At 59.7% G+C, this 17,826-nt stretch carries 6 protein-coding genes and 1 tRNA gene; 1 reads left to right on the forward strand and 6 read right to left on the reverse strand.

Annotated elements, in window-relative coordinates:
* Nucleotides 1–220: 220 nt before the first annotated feature.
* The 5 genes from PT279_RS03185 to PT279_RS03205 form a co-directional block, all read right to left on the reverse strand.
* Nucleotides 221–1,147, reverse strand: a complete 927-nt coding sequence (locus PT279_RS03185; RefSeq protein WP_277165386.1) for a class C sortase — start codon at nt 1,145–1,147, stop codon at nt 221–223.
* A 115-nt stretch (nt 1,148–1,262) separates the two neighbouring features.
* A complete protein-coding gene (locus PT279_RS03190) occupies nt 1,263–2,834 on the reverse strand; it encodes a SpaA isopeptide-forming pilin-related protein (protein WP_277165388.1) in 1,572 nt (523 codons plus the stop codon).
* Nucleotides 2,835–3,256: 422 nt separating this feature from the next.
* Nucleotides 3,257–3,327 (reverse strand) — tRNA-Gly (locus PT279_RS03195).
* A 354-nt stretch (nt 3,328–3,681) separates the two neighbouring features.
* On the reverse strand, nt 3,682–5,937 hold the full coding sequence (locus PT279_RS03200; protein WP_277165390.1) for an exo-alpha-(1->6)-L-arabinopyranosidase: 2,256 nt from the start codon (nt 5,935–5,937) through the stop codon (nt 3,682–3,684).
* A gap of 213 nt (nt 5,938–6,150) precedes the next feature.
* Nucleotides 6,151–6,573, reverse strand: a complete 423-nt coding sequence (locus PT279_RS03205) for a holo-ACP synthase (protein WP_277165921.1) — start codon at nt 6,571–6,573, stop codon at nt 6,151–6,153.
* 1,061 nt (nt 6,574–7,634) lie between these two features.
* On the opposite strand from PT279_RS03205, the gene PT279_RS03210 reads away from it, so the two are divergent.
* The gene (locus tag PT279_RS03210; RefSeq protein ID WP_277165392.1) at nt 7,635–8,123 is read left to right on the forward strand and encodes a LytTR family DNA-binding domain-containing protein; all 489 of its coding nucleotides are present in this window, start codon (nt 7,635–7,637) and stop codon (nt 8,121–8,123) included.
* A gap of 265 nt (nt 8,124–8,388) precedes the next feature.
* Here the strand turns inward: PT279_RS03210 and PT279_RS03215 are convergent, their stop codons facing one another.
* Nucleotides 8,389–17,814, reverse strand: a complete 9,426-nt coding sequence (locus PT279_RS03215; RefSeq protein WP_277165394.1) for a type I polyketide synthase — start codon at nt 17,812–17,814, stop codon at nt 8,389–8,391.
* Nucleotides 17,815–17,826: the final 12 nt, after the last annotated feature.

Consider the following 17,826-nt stretch of genomic DNA (forward strand, 5'->3'; position numbering starts at 1 on the left):
TTTCATCCACACAATTGACTCATTCTACGCTTCGGTCTCTCTTTATGCCGATTCACCGGCTCTTAGCCGGATCGCATTACACGCATTTCGCCGTTCACTGTCCGCAAATTCCAGCCGCCTTATAAAGACATCGGCCAGAGCCATCACCGATCTGATAACTTGCCCCGGCAACCACTCGTGGACGTAGCGCAACGCGAATTATTATTTCATATTTTTTCTATCATATCGTATCATCTTCTGCATGGTGCCTACAGACCGGCCGCTCATGCCAAGTGCGCCACAAGCCGATGCAGGTCATCAGCGGCCAGACGAGGGCGATGAACGCCATCCACCCCTCGCTGCGCCCGAGGTTGACATGGGCGCTGGCATCGGAAAGCGGGCCGGGCACGCGGTGTGCGGTAACACCCAGACGCGTTGCGGTGCCGTTGGTGCAGGTGGTCAGGGTAATAAGGTCGCGCCCGGCTTGGATACGGAAATCATTGATATCATCGGGCCTGACGGTCTGCGATTTTTCGACCTTGTAGTAAAGCGTACGCCCCATGACGTGGACGATGATGCTGTCGCCAATTTTCAACTTGGGCAGGTCATCGAAGTATTTCGCGCCCGCCAGCCCGTTATGGGCGGAAAGGATGGGACGGGTGGAAAGGCCTCCGACCGGAAGTGAGGAATCCGGCATATGACCGATGCCCTGTTCCAACGTTTTAGTGCCGATGCCGTGGTAGACGGGAAGATCGATGCCGATGGCCGGAATCACGATGCGCCCCATGACGCCGTTTCCGGCATCCAGTAGATCCGCATAGCCCGGCGCGCCGGGATCGGGCGTATGCCCGAGCGTGGGTTGCCCGTGTTCGGCGAGATAACCGTTGTAGTCCTGCGCCTTGCGTATGGCATTGTCGCGTTGAACTGCAGGCCACGCGGCGAGCGCGGCGTCCGTTCTGAGGCCATCCAGAGTAGCTTGGTCGGCGCGGTATTGGCGTAGCCCCAAACCCATGAACAGGGCACCCATGGCGATGCCGATACACAGCCACGCGGCGAGGCTTAAGAGCATGTTGTGGGTTCTCGACCACCCGTGCGAGCGTTTGTCGGCGGGCACCTTGACGACCTGAATCCACGAGGGCGAGGAATCGAGGCCCGGGATGCTGTTCATGGTGCTTCAATCTGCTTTGCGGGAAAATAGAGGGAAACGCCCTTGTCGGACGTCACCCGGCAAAGGCGTTCCCCCACACAGGGCAATGTCATAAAAGCATTGTCATTTGCGACTTTCAGGCCTTGACGGCCTTGTCATGCTGGCGCTTGAACAGGAGCGCCCCGACCAAGGCTAGTGCGGCGACAATCGCGAAAAGCAGCCAGGTGTAGAACCCGCCGGTGGTCGCCAACTCGCCCAGGTTCTTCACGTTGTAGACGGTGAAGCCGGGGGTGCGATCGGCGGTCATTGTGGTCTGATTCGGCGCAGCCTGCAGCCCCGTGATCGTGTTGTCGACCAGGTTGTAGCTCGGTGTCTCGGTTTCGCTGAGACCGGTGACCTTGCCGTCGGCGCTGATGGTGAACTTGAAGACCGGGAAGGCATGGGCATGGTCCGCGTCGGTCGCGGTCTGCGTGACCGTGTAATCGCCTACGCCAAGGGTAGGGACGGTGACCTTGCCATCGGACCCGGTGGTGACATCCTTGCTGACCGCAGGCTCATCGGTGGCGCTGGGCTTGGTGAGTGTAAAGGCGCCTCCGTTGATTTTGATGCTGTGGTCGGCTTGGTCAAGCAGCGTGATCGTCGGATTGACGGAGAGCAGGAGCAGATCGCTGGTGCCGCTTACCGGGCTTGCGCCTTCCGGCGTGCTCGAATACGTGGCTGTGACATCTTTGTCCGTCCCGCTGACGGCGACGACGAAATCGACCTTCGCGCCGGCAGGCAGGCCCGACAGGTCATAGGTATGGCCACCGGGTACCGTCGGGGAAAGGTTGGTTGCGGTGCCGTTGACCTTGAACGTGATGCCGGTGATGCTGGCGTTGCCGGAACCGGTGGGGGTATCGAAAGTCAGGGTCGGAGCGGTGTTATGGCCGGTCTCCGAACCAGGGGTCGAAACCACACCGTGCAGATGGCTGACCGACTGGTCGCCGGCAATCTTGGCGATGTGATGGTTGCTAATCGGGTCGGAATCTCCCGGAACCGCCGGATTGGTGGGCGTCGCACCCGGTTCGGTGTTCGGGTCGGTGTTGATGGGCGGCTTTTCCACATCGGTGGACTTGATGGTCACCGAGGCGTTATCCCCCTGAACGTTTCGGCCGTCTTCGGTCTGCGTGGCGAAAATGACGGGGCTGCCCTTGCTGTCCGTCATCAGGTAATAGCCTGCGGGCAGGTTCACCGTGAAGGACGTTGCACCGGCAGCAGGGCTCTGGTCGCCGATGGCGGTAGAGGAGGCGCCGGGATTGGCGGCAAACTGAACCGCCACATTATGCAGATCGGATTCGCTCAGCAGCGCCAATGTGTGCGCGGCGGAACCGGTGATCGTATGGCCTTTGGCGCCCAAGGCGGCGGCCAGCGCGGGCTGCGTGGCGGCCACGTCCTGAAGGTCGAAGCCCGTGATGGTTCCGGAGACCGGTACTACGTTTGTGTAACTGCCAAGCTGATAGAACTTGAAGGTGTGTCCGCCGAGGGTGTTGCCAGGCAGGGCCTTGACGACCATCGACACATCGGATTGCGGGCCAACAGATGGCGAGGACCCCACCGAATGGTGCGGGCCTGCATTTGCAGCACCCACGGTGCCTGCAGCCATGGCGAGACAGACCGCTAAGCCTGCCGTCACGCCGACGGCACGGTACAGTACGGAGTTTTTCTTCATGGGATTACTTTCCTTTTGATGCGGAAGGAAAGAGGCCAACCGCAAGCGCTCTTCCTTGATATCAAATATCATCTTATAATCATTAATACAAAAGTTTTGTAATATGTCAAACTTTTTACGTTTAGCTAATCATTATTTGACGTCGATATGCACAAAGATTACCAGACACAATAATGTAATGCCTAAAAGTAAAACTTCAATATGAAATTTTACTTGGAAAATGGCCCATAACAACGCTGATGACCAGTTTCACAGGACTCGTGGACAGACTTGAAACAACGGTTGAAAAATTGACGAATTCCCGTCAAATTGGATTTGACGAAATACATTTTCCAGATTTCCGCATTATTATGTCAACATTTGACTAAAATTTGAACAGAATACTTGAGAACCCCAGAAAACGGAAATGAAAACATCCAGAGAGCGGATGACGGGAATCGAACCCGCGTAATCAGTTTGGAAGACTGAGGCTCTACCATTGAGCTACATCCGCGTGCCATTCCGCAAGTTCCCTAGAACCCACAAAACAACGACTTTCAGTATACACGAGGCACGGAATTGGCGACACGTCCATCGACTTGTGCGATCGATGAAGCGACAATATTCCTCAATCACAGCTAGGCAGCACCGCAAGCAGCACCAAACGATGAATTCAATACCAATTGATGTTCCGTGCTGCGCCAGCATCGAGGCCTGATTCCAGAAATGGCGGAATCAAGCCATTCTTCTTTTCCGATAAGTCAAAGAAAAAGCACGGAAGCGCTGATGACGATGTATCAACGTTTCCGTGCTGCACGTTCATCCAGACTACCCAACGATCAACGATGGCCGGGCAGATTGAATGTTGTCACTTGCTGACCTTGGCATATTCCGCCAGAAGATTCTTGGTAAGCTCCTCGGCAACATCCGCACCGAGCATCATGGCCATGCCGCCGACGGTGCAACTGTCGACGAACATTACGAGCAGGCTGCTGTCAGGCATGATGTTGCGGCCGAACTGCTTGTCGAGCTTGGCCACGACCTTGTCGACGATCGGGCCACCGACCGGATCATCCTTCCATTCCTTGAACGTGGACCATTCGGTGAGCTTGGCGACCTTGCCGTCATCGTCGAGATCGACGGTTACGGTGTCGGCGATGTCACGCGAAGACGTGGCGACCTCGATGCCGTATGTGCCTTCCTCGACCTTCCAGCCCTCAAAACGCTCGGACCAGTAGGCGAAGGCGCGGGAATCGAGATCGACGCAAACCTCGGCGGATTCCCCGGGCTCGAGGTAGACCTTCTTAAAGCCCTTGAGTTCGTGGACGGGACGCTCGACGGCCTCCTTGGGTGGGACGACATAGAACTGCACGACCTCGGCGCCGGCAACATCGCCCGTGTTCTTCACGGTTGCGCTGACGCGAGCGGACTGCGGGCCGGTCTTCTCGGCCTTCGCGTCCGAAATCTCGAAGGTGGTGTAGCTCAGGCCATAACCGAACGGATATACGACCGGCTTGTGGAAGGTGTCGTAGTAACGATAGCCGACGAAGACTCCTTCGCCGTAGTCGACGTGGCCTTCCTCGCCCGGCCAGTTCATCATGGTCGGATCGTCGTCCAGGTCATTGATGATCGTCTGCGCGAGCTTGCCGGACGGACTTACATCGCCGAAGACGACATCGGCGGTTGCGGCGCCGCCGGCCTGGCCCAAGAGCCAAGCTTCGAGAATGGACTTGGCGTCATCGGCCCACGGCATGGAGACCGAGGAACCGTTGGAAAGGACTACCACGACGTTCTTGTTGGCAGCGGCCACGTCCTTCAACAGCTCGACCTGCTTGGCGGGGATGTCGAGCGAGGTGCGGTCGAAGCCCTCGGATTCGTATTCGGCAGGCAGGCCGAGGAAGAGCAGCACGGTGTCGGCGCCTTTGGCGGCGGCAACAGCCTCGCTGGTCAGAGCCGGGTCCTGAGGGTCGTCCTCGAGCGTGAAGCCAGGCGCAAAGTCCGCGTCAATGCCACGCTCCTTCAAAGCGTCGAGGAAGCTGGTGAGCTTGTTCGGATTGATGAGCGAAGAGCCGGCGCCCTGATAACGCGGAGTGCGCGCGAATTCGCCGATAACGGCCAGCTTGGTGCCGGGCTTAACCGGCAGCAGCGAATCGTCGTTCTTCAGGAGCACCATGGCCTCGCGGGCGGCACGGCGGGCGACGTCATCATGCGCGTCGACGTCGTAGCGATAGCCGGCCTGGCCCTTTTCCATGGCCGGACGGGTCTTCGAGACCAGATCGATCATGCCTTGAGCCATCTTCTCGAGCTGCTCGGGCTTAAGCTCGCCGTCGCGCACCGCATAGACGACCTTGGCGTCGGTATTGGTCGGCGGCATCTCGAGGTTCAAGCCAGCGTTCAAAGCGGCGGCACGATCATGCACAGCGCCCCAATCGGACATGACGATGCCTTTGAAGCCCCACTCGTCACGCAGCACGTCGGTCAGCAGCCACTTGTTCTGGGAAGAATAGACGCCGTTGACCTTGTTGTAGGAGCACATGATCGTCCAGGGCTGGGCGGTCTTGACGATGTGCTCAAAGCCAGGCAGGTAAATCTCACGAAGCGTACGTTGCGACATGTTGGCGCTCACGCGCATGCGGTCGGTCTCCTGGTTGTTGGCCGCGAAATGCTTGAGCGACGTGCCAATGCCCTTGGACTGGATGCCTTCGACCTCCCCGACAGCCTCATGGCCAGCCAGATAGGGATCCTCGCTCCAGAACTCAAAGCAGCGGCCGCCCAGCGGGTTGCGCTTGATGTTGATGCCAGGGCCCAGAATGACCGCGACCTGCTCCTGGATGCATTCCTCGCCCATCGCTTCGCCGGTTTCCTTCACCAGTTCCGGATTCCAGCTTGACGACATGCCCGCGGCCGGGGGGAAGCAGGTGGCGGGAACGGCCTTTTCGACATCCATGCCTTCGAGGTTCTGAGCCTTGCGCAGTCCATGGGGGCCATCGGTGATGGTGTAGTTCGGCAGTCCTTCTTCAGGCACAGAGCCGATGCTCCACGGGTTGGTGCCACTGGTCAGCGCCGCCTGCTCTTCTACACTGAGATCCTTGGCGCTGGTTACTGGTGTTGTCTGATTGGTCATTGTGCAACCTTTCCTTTATTTCCCGCAAACCTCATCTCTGAGCCCTGCGTGCCAGCTATATTCCATTCAGTTATTGCCAATCCGGCCATTCCTGAATTGGAGGATAACCACTTAGTTACCGACCGGTAGGTAGCTATATGTTAGCATAAACTATCAACTTTGATAACATACAAATCATCGAAAATTGAACAACGAAACGATGCCCGGCCGACATCACCCGATCAACAGAACCACTGCGGATGCAATGGGCCCGTCGTGGCTTAAGGAGACATGCCAGCGTAATGAATGCACGGAATCCAACGATGCCTGCAATTTCGCTTCACACGCATCACCCAACACCACACGCGGCCGCGAGCGCGAATCGTCGAGGACCTCGACCTGGGTCCATGGAAAATCGTCAAGGGTATACGGATTCGGCCGATCGCCAAGCGCCTCGCACCAAGCCTTGAGCACGGCCTCTTTGCCCGCCCAACGAACGGCCAGATGTGCAGCCTCATCGTCATGCTTGGTCTTTGCACGCATCGCGGCCTGCTTCAGCTCCCGAGCGGAAAACAGGAGCCTTCCGCGCGAACCCGGCTCATCCAGCTGCTCGGCGAAGGCCGCAATATCGACCACATCATGCCCCAGTCCGAGCACCAGAGAGCCGTGCGGCTCCGCTTCAGTGCTTTCACTAACGTCAATCACAGTTTCATGCTACCTTCCCAACATGAATTCGCGAGCAATCACACAAAACTCAACGGCAACAATGAAATTGCGGGCAGCATATGTAATACTGTTCGCCGATTTCCCTCGCTACCGGCGGACGCAGCCACTCCGGTTCCGATCGCCATTGCAAAAGCAACAACAAGGCTGATTACCGCCTTGTTCCAAGATTTCATTTTCCTTTATAAGGTCTCAAGGCAACCTTGATTTACAGGTACCGGCTTAAAAAAGCCGGTATCCGCAAATCTCCCCCATATAGATTTCCCCTTCGGGATGAATTGTAACATAATCGGAGGAAATATATTAGACGGTGTTTCTTGATTTATCGGTAATAAGTTACAAATCAAATATATTTATATAAGATAGGGAATCAACGAAACCCGGACAACGAATTCCGATAAATTATTCGTCAAGCCGTCAAACTTTTGCACTGGACATCAAATTACCCATCTGCGCTACGTTCTATATGACAATCTGGATCGGAAAAGAAAAGCGCATAAACGAACTGGTAAATCAGCGATTTCCCACAATCGAACATCTCAGCTCCATATTTGCGGCATCAGACCAAGAACCGGCTGCTATCTGATTTCGTAGCATCCCGTTGCGGTGCCGGGCATACATATTGAACCGATCTTTAATGGACCAGTAACGATAGGCGACAACAAATATCACGAAATAAGCAACTGTGAAAAGAGCTGGCACCGCCCAATTGAAACGTAGCGGGGTATTCACGGAAATCGCACTGTCCGCCTGACCTGCCTGCCACTGCCCGATTCCACCATACCCACCTTGAGGGCAAATCAGGCCATCCGTGGTTAAAAGATGTTAGGGGAATGACCTGAATTCGAAATAAAACAAAGGATGCCCATCAATTCAAGCATATTATGTATTATTGTAGGTATTGCTTATAAGGGCGATCGGCCTCGGTAATATATGCCCGCTTTCATAAACAATTCGATTCTCGTGATAGAAGATGGAAGGACCAGGTAGAACATATGAGCATTACGTTCCGCGAGAATCCCGAATTGCCGAAAGGCAATGTCAATATCATTGTCGAGGCAAGTGAGGCAACCAAGGAAACCATCAAGCTGATGCAGGAGATCAAAGCATTGCAACAACGCAACATGAACACCATCGCCATCGAAGCCAACGGCGGCTTCGAAATCATACCGACTTCGTCCATCGTCGCAGTAGAGAACGACGGGGAGATGCTCAACATCCATGCCCTTGCCGGCAAAGAGAACGCTGGGAGAAAAAGCCCTCCGATCACCACGTTCACCACCCGTGACACACTCGTTCATTTCCTGACGCGGCTGCCTTCGGACTTCGTGCGAATATCGCGACAAGCGCTTATCAGTGTACGGCATTTACGCTCACTGAAACTCAGCTATTCGGGGAACATGAGCGCAAGCCTTGACGGCGGCATGGAAGAAACGGTCGGACGGCGCTATGTGCCAAACCTGCGCAAAATAATCGGAGCGTGACCGGAACCGCACAACCGTGCCGGCAGCATCAGTATCCGGCTGAGGATTTCGCTATATTCGCAGGCGAGCAACAAGGGAATGTACTTCGGGCGGACCGGCTGCTGCCGCAGTATCGGAGCCGGAGTCGGGTTACTACGCTCATCCATACGATTGAAAAATAAGCCCAATGGCCAGACAGTAAGAAGCCCGCCGCTGGATTGTTTACCAGCGGCGGGCCATTGCTTCGTCTATCACTCAAAGGCGATGACGGAACCTCTCTTGTCGGTTACGCGAAATAGCCGTCGGAGCCGAGACGAGCGTCCGGGTTGAGGAGCATCGCCTTTTCAGCCTCGTGGGCACTATAGGTCTTCGTGTCTTCGTGGAAGCGACGGTTGTCGATCTCCTCATAGAGCGGGGCCTCGCCCATCATGCCCATCAGGCGGCGGCGTTCGCCACGGGCCAAACGCTCGTTGGCACGCTTGCGCCATTCGTCGAGTGCATCCTGGCCATATTCGTTGGCCACCGAAGCCTCGAAGGCGCCGGGGTTGACGAGGGCGACGAAGCCGGAGACATGGCCGAAGCCGAGAGATGTGACCAGACCGGCCTTGACGGAGCCGATGTTGAGCGGCTTGCGAAGCCAGACCATGTGGTCGTCCTTACGCATCTTCGGGTCGACGCAGTCGAGAGCCGCGTTGGCGGGAATGACACCGGACTTGAACAGCTGAGTCAAGCCATCGATCTGGAAGATCGCAGCACCGCCCATCGCATGGCCTGTGAGGCTCTTCTGCGAAATCACGAACAGCGGGTTGCCATCATTACGCCCGATGGCGTGCTGGATGGAGTTGTGCAGCTCGGATTCGTTGGAATCGTTGGCATTGGTGGACGTATCATGCTTGGACACCACGGCGATGTCGTCGGGGGCGACCCCGAGACGCGCTAGCTGGCGGACCAGCTGGGAATCCTTGCCACCCTGAGCCGCAGCCAAAGCGCCAAGGCCAGGAGCCGGAATCGAGGTGTGCGCGCCGTCGGCGAAGCTGTGGACGTAACCGACCACGGCCGCCACGGGCAGGCCCATCTTCATCGCGATATCGCCACGGGTGACGAGCATCGTGCCGCCGCCTTCGGACTCAACGAAGCCGTCGCGTCGGCGGTCATTGGAGCGGGAGAAGAAGCGGTCGGAAATGCCCTTGCCGTACATCACGTTCGCGTCAGCGGTGGCACCCATGTTGCCGAAGCCAATCACCGAGTCCACGCCGATGTCATCGATCGCGCCGGTGACCACGAAGTCCGCCTTGCCAAGGGCGATCTTGTCGACGCCCTCTTCAAGCGATACCGCGGCGGTGGCGCAGGCCGAGACCGGCTGAATCATATTGCCGTAGCCGCCGATGTAGGACTGCATGACGTGCGCGGCGACAACGTTCGGCAAGGCTTCCTGCAGGATGTCGGTCGGAATCTCGTGGCCGAGGAAGCGGTCGAGATAAAGCTTGCGCATGCTGGACATGCCGCCGAAACCGGTGCCCTGAGTAGAGGCGACCATCGAAGGATGAATCGTCTGCAGAACCTCGGCCGGGGTGAAGCCTGCGGAAAGGTAGGCATCGACCGTGGTGACAATGTTCCAGAGCGCGATCTCATCGACCTCGCCGACCATGGAGGCCGGAATGCCCCACTTGACCGGGTCGAAGCCCTTCGGGAACTGGCCACCGACGGTGCGGGTCATCGCGAAACGCTTGGGCACGCGAATCATCGAACCGGGCTCACGGGTGACGCTCCACTCTCCGGACTCTTCATCCTGGGCGATCTGCGTATGCTCGGCGTCCATGATGACGTACTGCTGGGCGACCTCTTCGCTGGGAACGTTGAAAGTGACCTCGTGGTCGAGGTAGATTTCCACCTCACCACTGGCAGTGCCTTCCTGATAGTCACCGCTACCCATGCCGTTGTCGAAGGGACGCAGGCCGGAACGGGCCACGACTTCGTCGTGATAGCGCTCGGCGATGTCCTCTTCGGGTACAAGGTTGCCGTCGGTGTCATACCAACCGGCCTTCGGGCTATCCTGCCAGGTGACCAGGCCCATGTTCCAGGCCAATTCAAGCACGGCTCCGGCGGAGAGATCAACACTGCCATCGGAGTGAATGCCCAACTCGGCCTCATTGCGGGTGCGGCCGGAGCCCCACGGACCCAGCTCGCCGATGGAGACGATGACAATCTCGTCCTCAGGCTTGACGGTGACGTTGCGCCAGTCGGCGAGGTTCACCTCAGCCTGACGCGGAGGGTTCGGTGTGGGCAGCGCCTTGATGAGCGTCGCCTGCCCGTCCTTGTCCTTGGCGGCATCGGCTTGAGTGTTCTCGTCGGCGCTTGCTGCGGCGGAATTGGCTTTGTCGGCCTCGGCCTCGGCGCGCAGGGCGGCGATGTCAATGGGCTCGCTTCCTAGGCCACCGGTCAGATCGGCGCGAAGCGGGGCCTTCTCGGCCTGCTTGCGGGCGCCGGCATCGGCCAGATCGAGCAGCTGCTGTGCGATCTCTTCGGTGGAATAAGTGCGGATGCCATGACGTTCGACCACATCGACCAGCGGATCGTTGCCGCCCATCAGGCCGGTGCCACGCACCCAACCGATCAGCGGGTGGGCGAAGGTGACACGACCGGACCAATCCTTCTCGGCGCGGGCGCGGGTGACGATGGCATCAAACGAAGCCTTGACCTCGCCATAAGCACCGTCGCCGCCGAAGACGCCACGGTTCGGGGAACCAGGCAGGACGACGTGGAGCTTGTGCTGCACATCGGTGTCGCCGCCGATGGCCGCGAAACCGGTGATCGCACGTTCGACGCCCCAGAGCATCAGGCGTGCCTGCGACTCGAAAAGCTGACCGGAATCGGCCATGGTGCCATGCACCGGAGGAGCCGCGAACGGGAAGAAGAGGCTTGGCTCGTAGGCCGGCTTCAGGATCGTGGTGGTGGCGCCGGTGGTCTTCTTGCTCACGCCGCCGACCCACTTGACCAGCGCATCAACGTCGCGATAGCTGGAGAGGTTGGCAGGAACGAGCCAGAGCTTGGCATCGCCGACCGCATGCTCGCGGTAGACCTGCTCGGCCCAAGCCTTCACCGACTGCTTGAAGCTGTGGGAGGTGGCAATCACCGTCGCGCCGCCGGCCAACAGACCTTCGACGACCTGTCCCGCGATGGAGTTCGGAGCCACACCCGTGACCACTGCGACGTCACCGGCAAAGCGGGACGCCTTCGAGTCGGTCTTGGCGTTGCTTCTAGCCTCGACCGCGATGCGGTTGAAGGTCGAAGCGAGAATGCTGTCATCGTCGGTCGCGGCCTTGGAAGCGAACCAAGTGGCCTGGTCGGCGACCTCATGGCCTGCTCCGATAAAGCTCAGCGAAGAGATCTTCTGGTCATGGTTGTAATACAGTCGGACGAGATCCTCACGCGCGCTGGCCCAGCGATCATCGAGTAGGAGAGCCTTGCGCTCGTCGAAGCGCGGCGCGACCTGATCGACCCAATCGCTGCCAAGTTCGGCCTCGACGGTTTCGACCACAGCGGCATCCTCATCCTCATCAACGTCTACGACGGGAGCCTTGATGTCAAGCTCGTCGAGCACGAAACGTGCGGTCTTGGCCAGCACGCCATCAGCACCGGTGACCTTCTCGGCGAAGGCGTCAAGTGCAGCGGAATCAACCACCGAACCGCCAGCACCACCGGCGCTCGGAAGCGCTACGGTTACGCCATGGTCGGAAGCGACCTTTTGCACGGCCGCGTCGATCAACGCGTTAGCATCATTGGCGTTGGAGACCTGAGCAGTGCTGAGGCTGGCGAGATCGTCGCCACGCGAGGACGTGCCTTCGCGGGTTTCGAGCACCAACGTGCCGAGCACATAGTCGGCCCAACCGAGGCCCAGTTGCCAGGTGTCGGTGACGCGCTTGACTACCTGTGCCTGCTTGACGCCGGCGGCGCCGAAGAGGCCACGAATGCGGTCACGCACGATGTCGGAAAGCACCGGTCCGAACGGCTTGTAGTTCGGGGCCACCTTGTTGACCAGAGCGTAGAGGTCGGTAATCGACGCCTCGGCGGCACCATCGACCGATGCCACGCCAAGCTCGGAGCTGATGTCCATCAACAGCTGGTTGCGACGCGAAGAGACGCCGTTGGTCAGGGTATCGGTGGTATCGCTTTCGCCGATCTGGTCGGGGCGCACCTTGGCCGCGTAAGCCAGGAGCATCGCGATACCGTCGGACGCCTTGAAGGGCAAATCCGCCGGACGTTCGCCGGAAGCTGCAGCAGGAGCAGCCGGGGCTGCAGCGGCAGGCGCGGCAGGCGCCGAAGCTGCTGCGGGAGCGGCGGCTTGTGTCGTCGGAGCCGGGGCGGCAGCTGCCGGCTGAGACGATGCCGGAACTTCTTCGGTATCGTCGTCATTATCAAGGACGAGACTGTCCGAATCGGTCATATAGACGCGCTGCTCGTCGCGACCCAGGTTGTAGACCGCGACCTCGCTGCCGGAGAAATCGGGCAGGCGCAGGGTCTTGGTGGCGAGGTTCGCGAGCGTCGGCTGATTGCCGAGGCCGACTTCGACGTAGTTCTCTACACCGAGGCCGCCCTGTGCCGGATCGCCGAACATGATGGCCTGCGTTTCAATCCAACGAACCGGGGAGGCGAACTGCCAGGCCAGCAGCTCGGTAAAGAGCAAACGGCCGAGCTTCTGCTCGTCGGCGGCGTAGGAATCCCAGACCTCCGGGTTGTCGAGCGCTTCCTGAATGCGGGTGGACGGCACGACGTCAACAATCTTCTGCGCGAACTCGCGGGTCATTTCAAACGGAGACGCCACAAGGTTCGGGATATAACGACCGACCAAACGCTGGTAGTCAATGTGTTCCGGCAGCAGGGTATCGAGCTTGTTGCGGAAATCGGGCACGCCCTTGCGCAGCAGCATGGAGTGGAACGGCACGTCGATACCGGGCACATACATGAGTGCAGGCTTGCCGCCGTACTCCTTGACACGACGGGCGGAATCCTTCTTCAAGGCTTCAAGGCCCTTGAGCGTGCCAGCGATGACGTACTGCTGGCCGGAAAGGTTGTAGTTGACGATCTGCAGGAACTCGCCGCTCGCCTCACTGACGGACTTGACGTAGTCATCCACACCGTCGTCGCCCACGCCGAACTGGTTCGGACGCAAGGCGGCCATGCGGTAGTTGGAACGTCCCTGCTCATCGCGGTCAATCAGGCTGTTCATCGCGGAACCGCGCTGGAAAACCAGCTCGAGCACCGTCTCGAACGGGATGATGCCGGCGAAAGAGCTCAGCGCGTTATACTCACCCAGCGAGTGGCCGGCAAAGTAGGCGGGCCAGATATCGCTGCCAGCCTCGCGCAGACGCGAAGTCTGGGCGTAGGCGACGGTGGCGAGCGCCACCTGGGTGAACTGGGTCAGGTTCAGAAGGCCGTCGGGATGATGATAGGTCACGCCATTGGCGGTCAGCGTCTTCGGATTATCACGAACAATCGCAAGAATCGAGAAGCCAAGCTTTTCGCGGGTGAGCTTGTCTGCCCGTTCCCAGGTCTCGCGGGCGGCGGCCGACTTGGCACGCTCGTCTAAGACCATGCCCTGCTGCTGGATGCCCTGGCCAGGATAGACGTAGGCGGAACGCGGGGCGCGAACCGCGGCGGTGCCACGGGAGACGATGTTGCCGTCAATGCGGCAGGTGACCTCGAGGGTCATGCCGCCGTGACGCAGCTTGCCGATGCGCTCGACCGAAATCTCGACCTTGTCGCCCAGCTGCACCATGCCGTACATGTTGTAGGTCCAGCCGACGATCTCGTAGTGTGCGCCCTTGTCGTCGCGCGCCTGCACGACGTGCTGGGCGGCGGCGGAAAGCCACATGCCGTGCACCAGCGGAGCCTTGAGGCCGGAGACCGCGGCACCGCGATGTGAGGTATGAATCGGGTTGAAATCGCCGGAAGTTCGCGCGAACGCGGTCATCTCGCTCGGTGCGGTCAACGTGACGCGACGGAGCATGCGACGCGGGGTCGCAACCACCGGGTCCTTGTCTTGATCTTTCTGTTCGTCAAACGGCGTTCCTGCGCCGATATGGCTCTTGCGATAGGAAAGGTAGCCGCCGTAATCGGGCACATCCACCGGCAGCTCGTCAGAATAGGAGCGTCCACGCACGGCGAAGCGCTCGACCTCATGGGCCAGAACGGTGCCGTCAAGGGCGGTGTGGATGACGTGGATGGTGACGATGCGGCCGGAAGCGGACTCGGCGTAGGCGTCGGCCCAGCTCGTCAGGTCGATCTTCTCACCGGTATGGGCCAGAAGCTCGTCCTCGGTGACCTCAAGCTCCATCTGATGGTCGAGGTGCACCGCGTTCAAGAGGCCTTCGATGACCGGATAGCCATGAACATAAACGGAACCAAGCGCCGTGTATATTGCGGGCCAGGCCGGGCCGACCAAAGCGTCGGGAGCGATACGCGAGGCATTCAGCGAACCAGGCATGTTGCCGGCCGTGGCGGCTTCGTGGTCGTAACCGAGGTTTGCGGAGAGGGTGTAGCTGGTGTGAGCCTGACCATACGGGAAGGCCTCCTTATCACTCATCTCCTCGATTTCGGGCATCGCGGTCAACTTGTCACCGGTGATGGCGGTGTTGCCGATGCCGGCGGTGTCAGCCAGCATTGCGTAGACGTGCTTGGGCAGACGTTCGCGGTCGACCACCGGGAAGAGGCCGGGTTCGCTTGGCTTGACGTTCAGCGGAATGACGATGTCGCGCACCGCGTGCTTGGTCAGACCGCCATCGGGATCGTTGTCCCAGAAGGTGTCGAGATGGATGTCGAGATCGAACATCTGGGTGCCGTTCTCGTCGCCCACCTCACGGATTTCGTAATACTTATCGCCGTTCGGCGTGCCGAAGGCGGGATTGGCCATCAGGTGGCCGACCCAGGAGATGTTCGGAGACTTGCGAATGAAGTCTTCGGCGGTCTTCGCAGCATCGAGCTCGGCATAAGCGGCCTGTGGCTCAGCTCCCCCGCTAATCTCACGGGTGCGATCGAGCGCAGCGGCCTCGAAGCGACCAAGGATGGAGCCGACAGGCTCGTCGATGGTGGTGATGCCGGCCACGGAGATCGGGCCGGGGATGGCACGTACGGAATCGGCGGAATAACGAGGATCCTCGGACTGCCAAAGCTGGTCCTGGCCCCACCAGCGCAACAGGTCGTTGTCGATCTGCGGCACGAAGGGCACCGGCTTGTGGTACTCGTGAATGAGCGTCGGGAACCAAGCCACATCGGACGGGGTCACGGTGACCTCGGCGGCACGCGGATAGGCACGCTGCAGCTTGTCGATGGCACCTTGCGGATCATTTTCGACGTCGGCGCGGGAAGTGAAGAGCGAGGCGAACTCGCCGGACTCCTGATCGCAGACACGGGCTTCAGCGCGCTGCAAGAGATGCAGGAAGCGGTCGGCGTAGGTCGGATCGGCCCACGGGTAGGTAAGGTCGGCGAAACGCTGCGTCCACTGGACGTAGGTCATCTTGTCGAGGTCGCCGAAGTACGGGCGCGAGGTCTTGTCAAGCGCTTCGATGATTTCGTCGCGACGGCTTTCCAGCTCCTCCGGATGCTTCATGACGCGCACCAAGAGGCGGCCGCAACGAGCCGAGGCATTCTCGAGCTCGTAGATATCGGCATGCAAGTGGCTCAGGCCGCTGGCGACGCCGCCCTTGGCGACCTGACCGGCAGGAACCCAGTTCTCACCGAGCGGTGCGAACGGGTCGGAATCGTCGGGCTTCGGCGAAATGCCAGGAGTCGCAACAAGCATGCGCTTGACATCGGGATTGGTGTGGGCCTCTTTTGCCGTCATCGCGGCGGTGCCAATCAGGACGCCGTCAACGGGCATGTCAGGCTTGCTATAGACGCGGGACCATTGCCCGGAGATGTAGTCGGCAGCACGATCAGGGGTGCCGATGCCACCGCCAGCGACCAGCACGAGGTTGCTGCAGGCACGCACGTCGGCGTAGGTGTCCATCAAAAGGACATCAAGGGATTCCCAAGAATGGTGGCCACCGGCGGCTCCGCCTTCGACCTCCATGATGATGGAAACCGGGGCGACGGCCTTGGCGATGCGCACGACCTGACGGATCTGGTCGATGGTGCCGGGCTTGAAGGCGACATACGGGAAGCCCTGTTCGTTAAGCGAGGCGACCAATTGCTTGGCCTCGTCAAGCTCGGGGATACCCGCGGAAATCACGACGCCGTCGATCGGGGTGCCGGAGGCGCGCTTCTTGGCGACGATACCGGCGGGGCCGAACTGCATGTTCCACAGATAACGATCCATGAACATTGCGTTGAACTCGATGGTACGGCCCTCTTCGAGCTGCTTGTCAAGCGCTGCGACGTTACGGTCGAAGACGGCCGGGGTCACCTGGCCGCCACCGGCCATTTCAGTCCAATATCCGGCGTTCGCGGCGGCGGAGACGATGTCCGCGTTGACGGTGGTCGGAGTCATGCCGGCCAGCAGCACTGGCGGCTTGCCAGTCAGATCGCTGAACTTGGTGCGGATCTTATCGCCTGCGGGGGTGGAGATGACCTTCGGGGCGAACTTGCGCCAATCCTGCGTGCGAGTGGGTTCCTCTTCCATGGTGGAAAGCGCAGCGCGGGCCTCTTCACTATCGGCTTCGACCACGCCGACGCCGGTGCCCTGCACCAGAGCGCTGACGAGCTTGCCGACGGTGTTGCCCGGGCCCATGTCCACGATCCAAAGCTTGGTCGGGTCGTTGCTCTTGAGCAGCTGATCGGTGCGTGAGGCCCAATCGACGTGGTTGACCAGCACCTCGCTGGCCAGCGTACGGGCGCGCTCGGTATCCAAGCCGCAAGCCTGCGCCCACGAGACAGTGGATTCAACGGCTTCGGCCATCAGCGGGGAATGGAAGGGAACGGTGACCTCGAGATATTCGAGGATGGGGTCGAAGACCTCGCCGCCACGCACCTTGTCGGCGCGCAGCTTGGCCTGACGGCGGTGCTCCTTGCCGACCTCGACGGCGAAGGCCGCAAGATCCTCGGGATGGCCGGAAAGTACGTAATTATCGGTGGCGTTGGTCACTGCAAACGCAATCGGCCCGCGGGGCTTCACGACACGGTCGACCAAAACCTCAATCTGGCGCTTGGTGGCGCCACGAACGGAAAGCATCGGGGTGGCATCGCCGAATTTCGTGGAAACCGGCAGCAGACGGGACTGACGGGTGCCGGCGGCACCGATCAGACGCGCAATGGCGAGAATCTCGTCGATGGCGTCACTGGCTGCATCGATGGAACCAGCCGCCTCGATGGCGTCCACCATGTGCTCTGCGATAATGCCTTGGGAATGGCCGAGAACGGCGACCGGCCGTGCCTGTGCAACGTTATATCCAAGCCCCTCGGCGTCGATAAGTGCACCCAACTGAGCCAAGGCGATACCCGGAACACTGGCTGCCGCGTCAGCGGCAGGGCCGAGCTTGGCGGGATTGGCCTTGAAACCGAACAAATCAACCGTGCCACCCATCGTGGCCAGCAGATCAGGGGTGACCGCCGAAAGCAGGCGGTCCGAAGCGTCGGCATGCGTCTTGAGCTTTTGTGCCAACGTCGGGTCGGTGCATTCGTCGGCCAGAGAGCTGACCCACGGCGTGGATTGACCGCCGAAAACGAGCGCATGAGGCTCGGTGCTGAGGCGATTCAAGAAGAAGGTGTTTTCAGTCATTATCTTCCTTAT

Source organism: Bifidobacterium sp. ESL0784 (assembly GCF_029433295.1).
Lineage (GTDB): Bacteria > Actinomycetota > Actinomycetes > Actinomycetales > Bifidobacteriaceae > Bifidobacterium.

Bases quoted from the DNA above. Each gene is read 5' to 3' on its own strand.
- PT279_RS03200 (WP_277165390.1), bottom strand. From the start codon at position 5,937: ATGACCAATCAGACAACACCAGTAACCAGCGCCAAGGATCTCAGTGTA.
- PT279_RS03190 (WP_277165388.1), bottom strand. From the start codon at position 2,834: ATGAAGAAAAACTCCGTACTGTACCGTGCCGTCGGCGTGACGGCAGGC.
- PT279_RS03210 (WP_277165392.1), top strand. From the start codon at position 7,635: ATGAGCATTACGTTCCGCGAGAATCCCGAATTGCCGAAAGGCAATGTC.
- PT279_RS03185 (WP_277165386.1), bottom strand. From the start codon at position 1,147: ATGAACAGCATCCCGGGCCTCGATTCCTCGCCCTCGTGGATTCAGGTC.
- PT279_RS03215 (WP_277165394.1), bottom strand. From the start codon at position 17,814: ATGACTGAAAACACCTTCTTCTTGAATCGCCTCAGCACCGAGCCTCAT.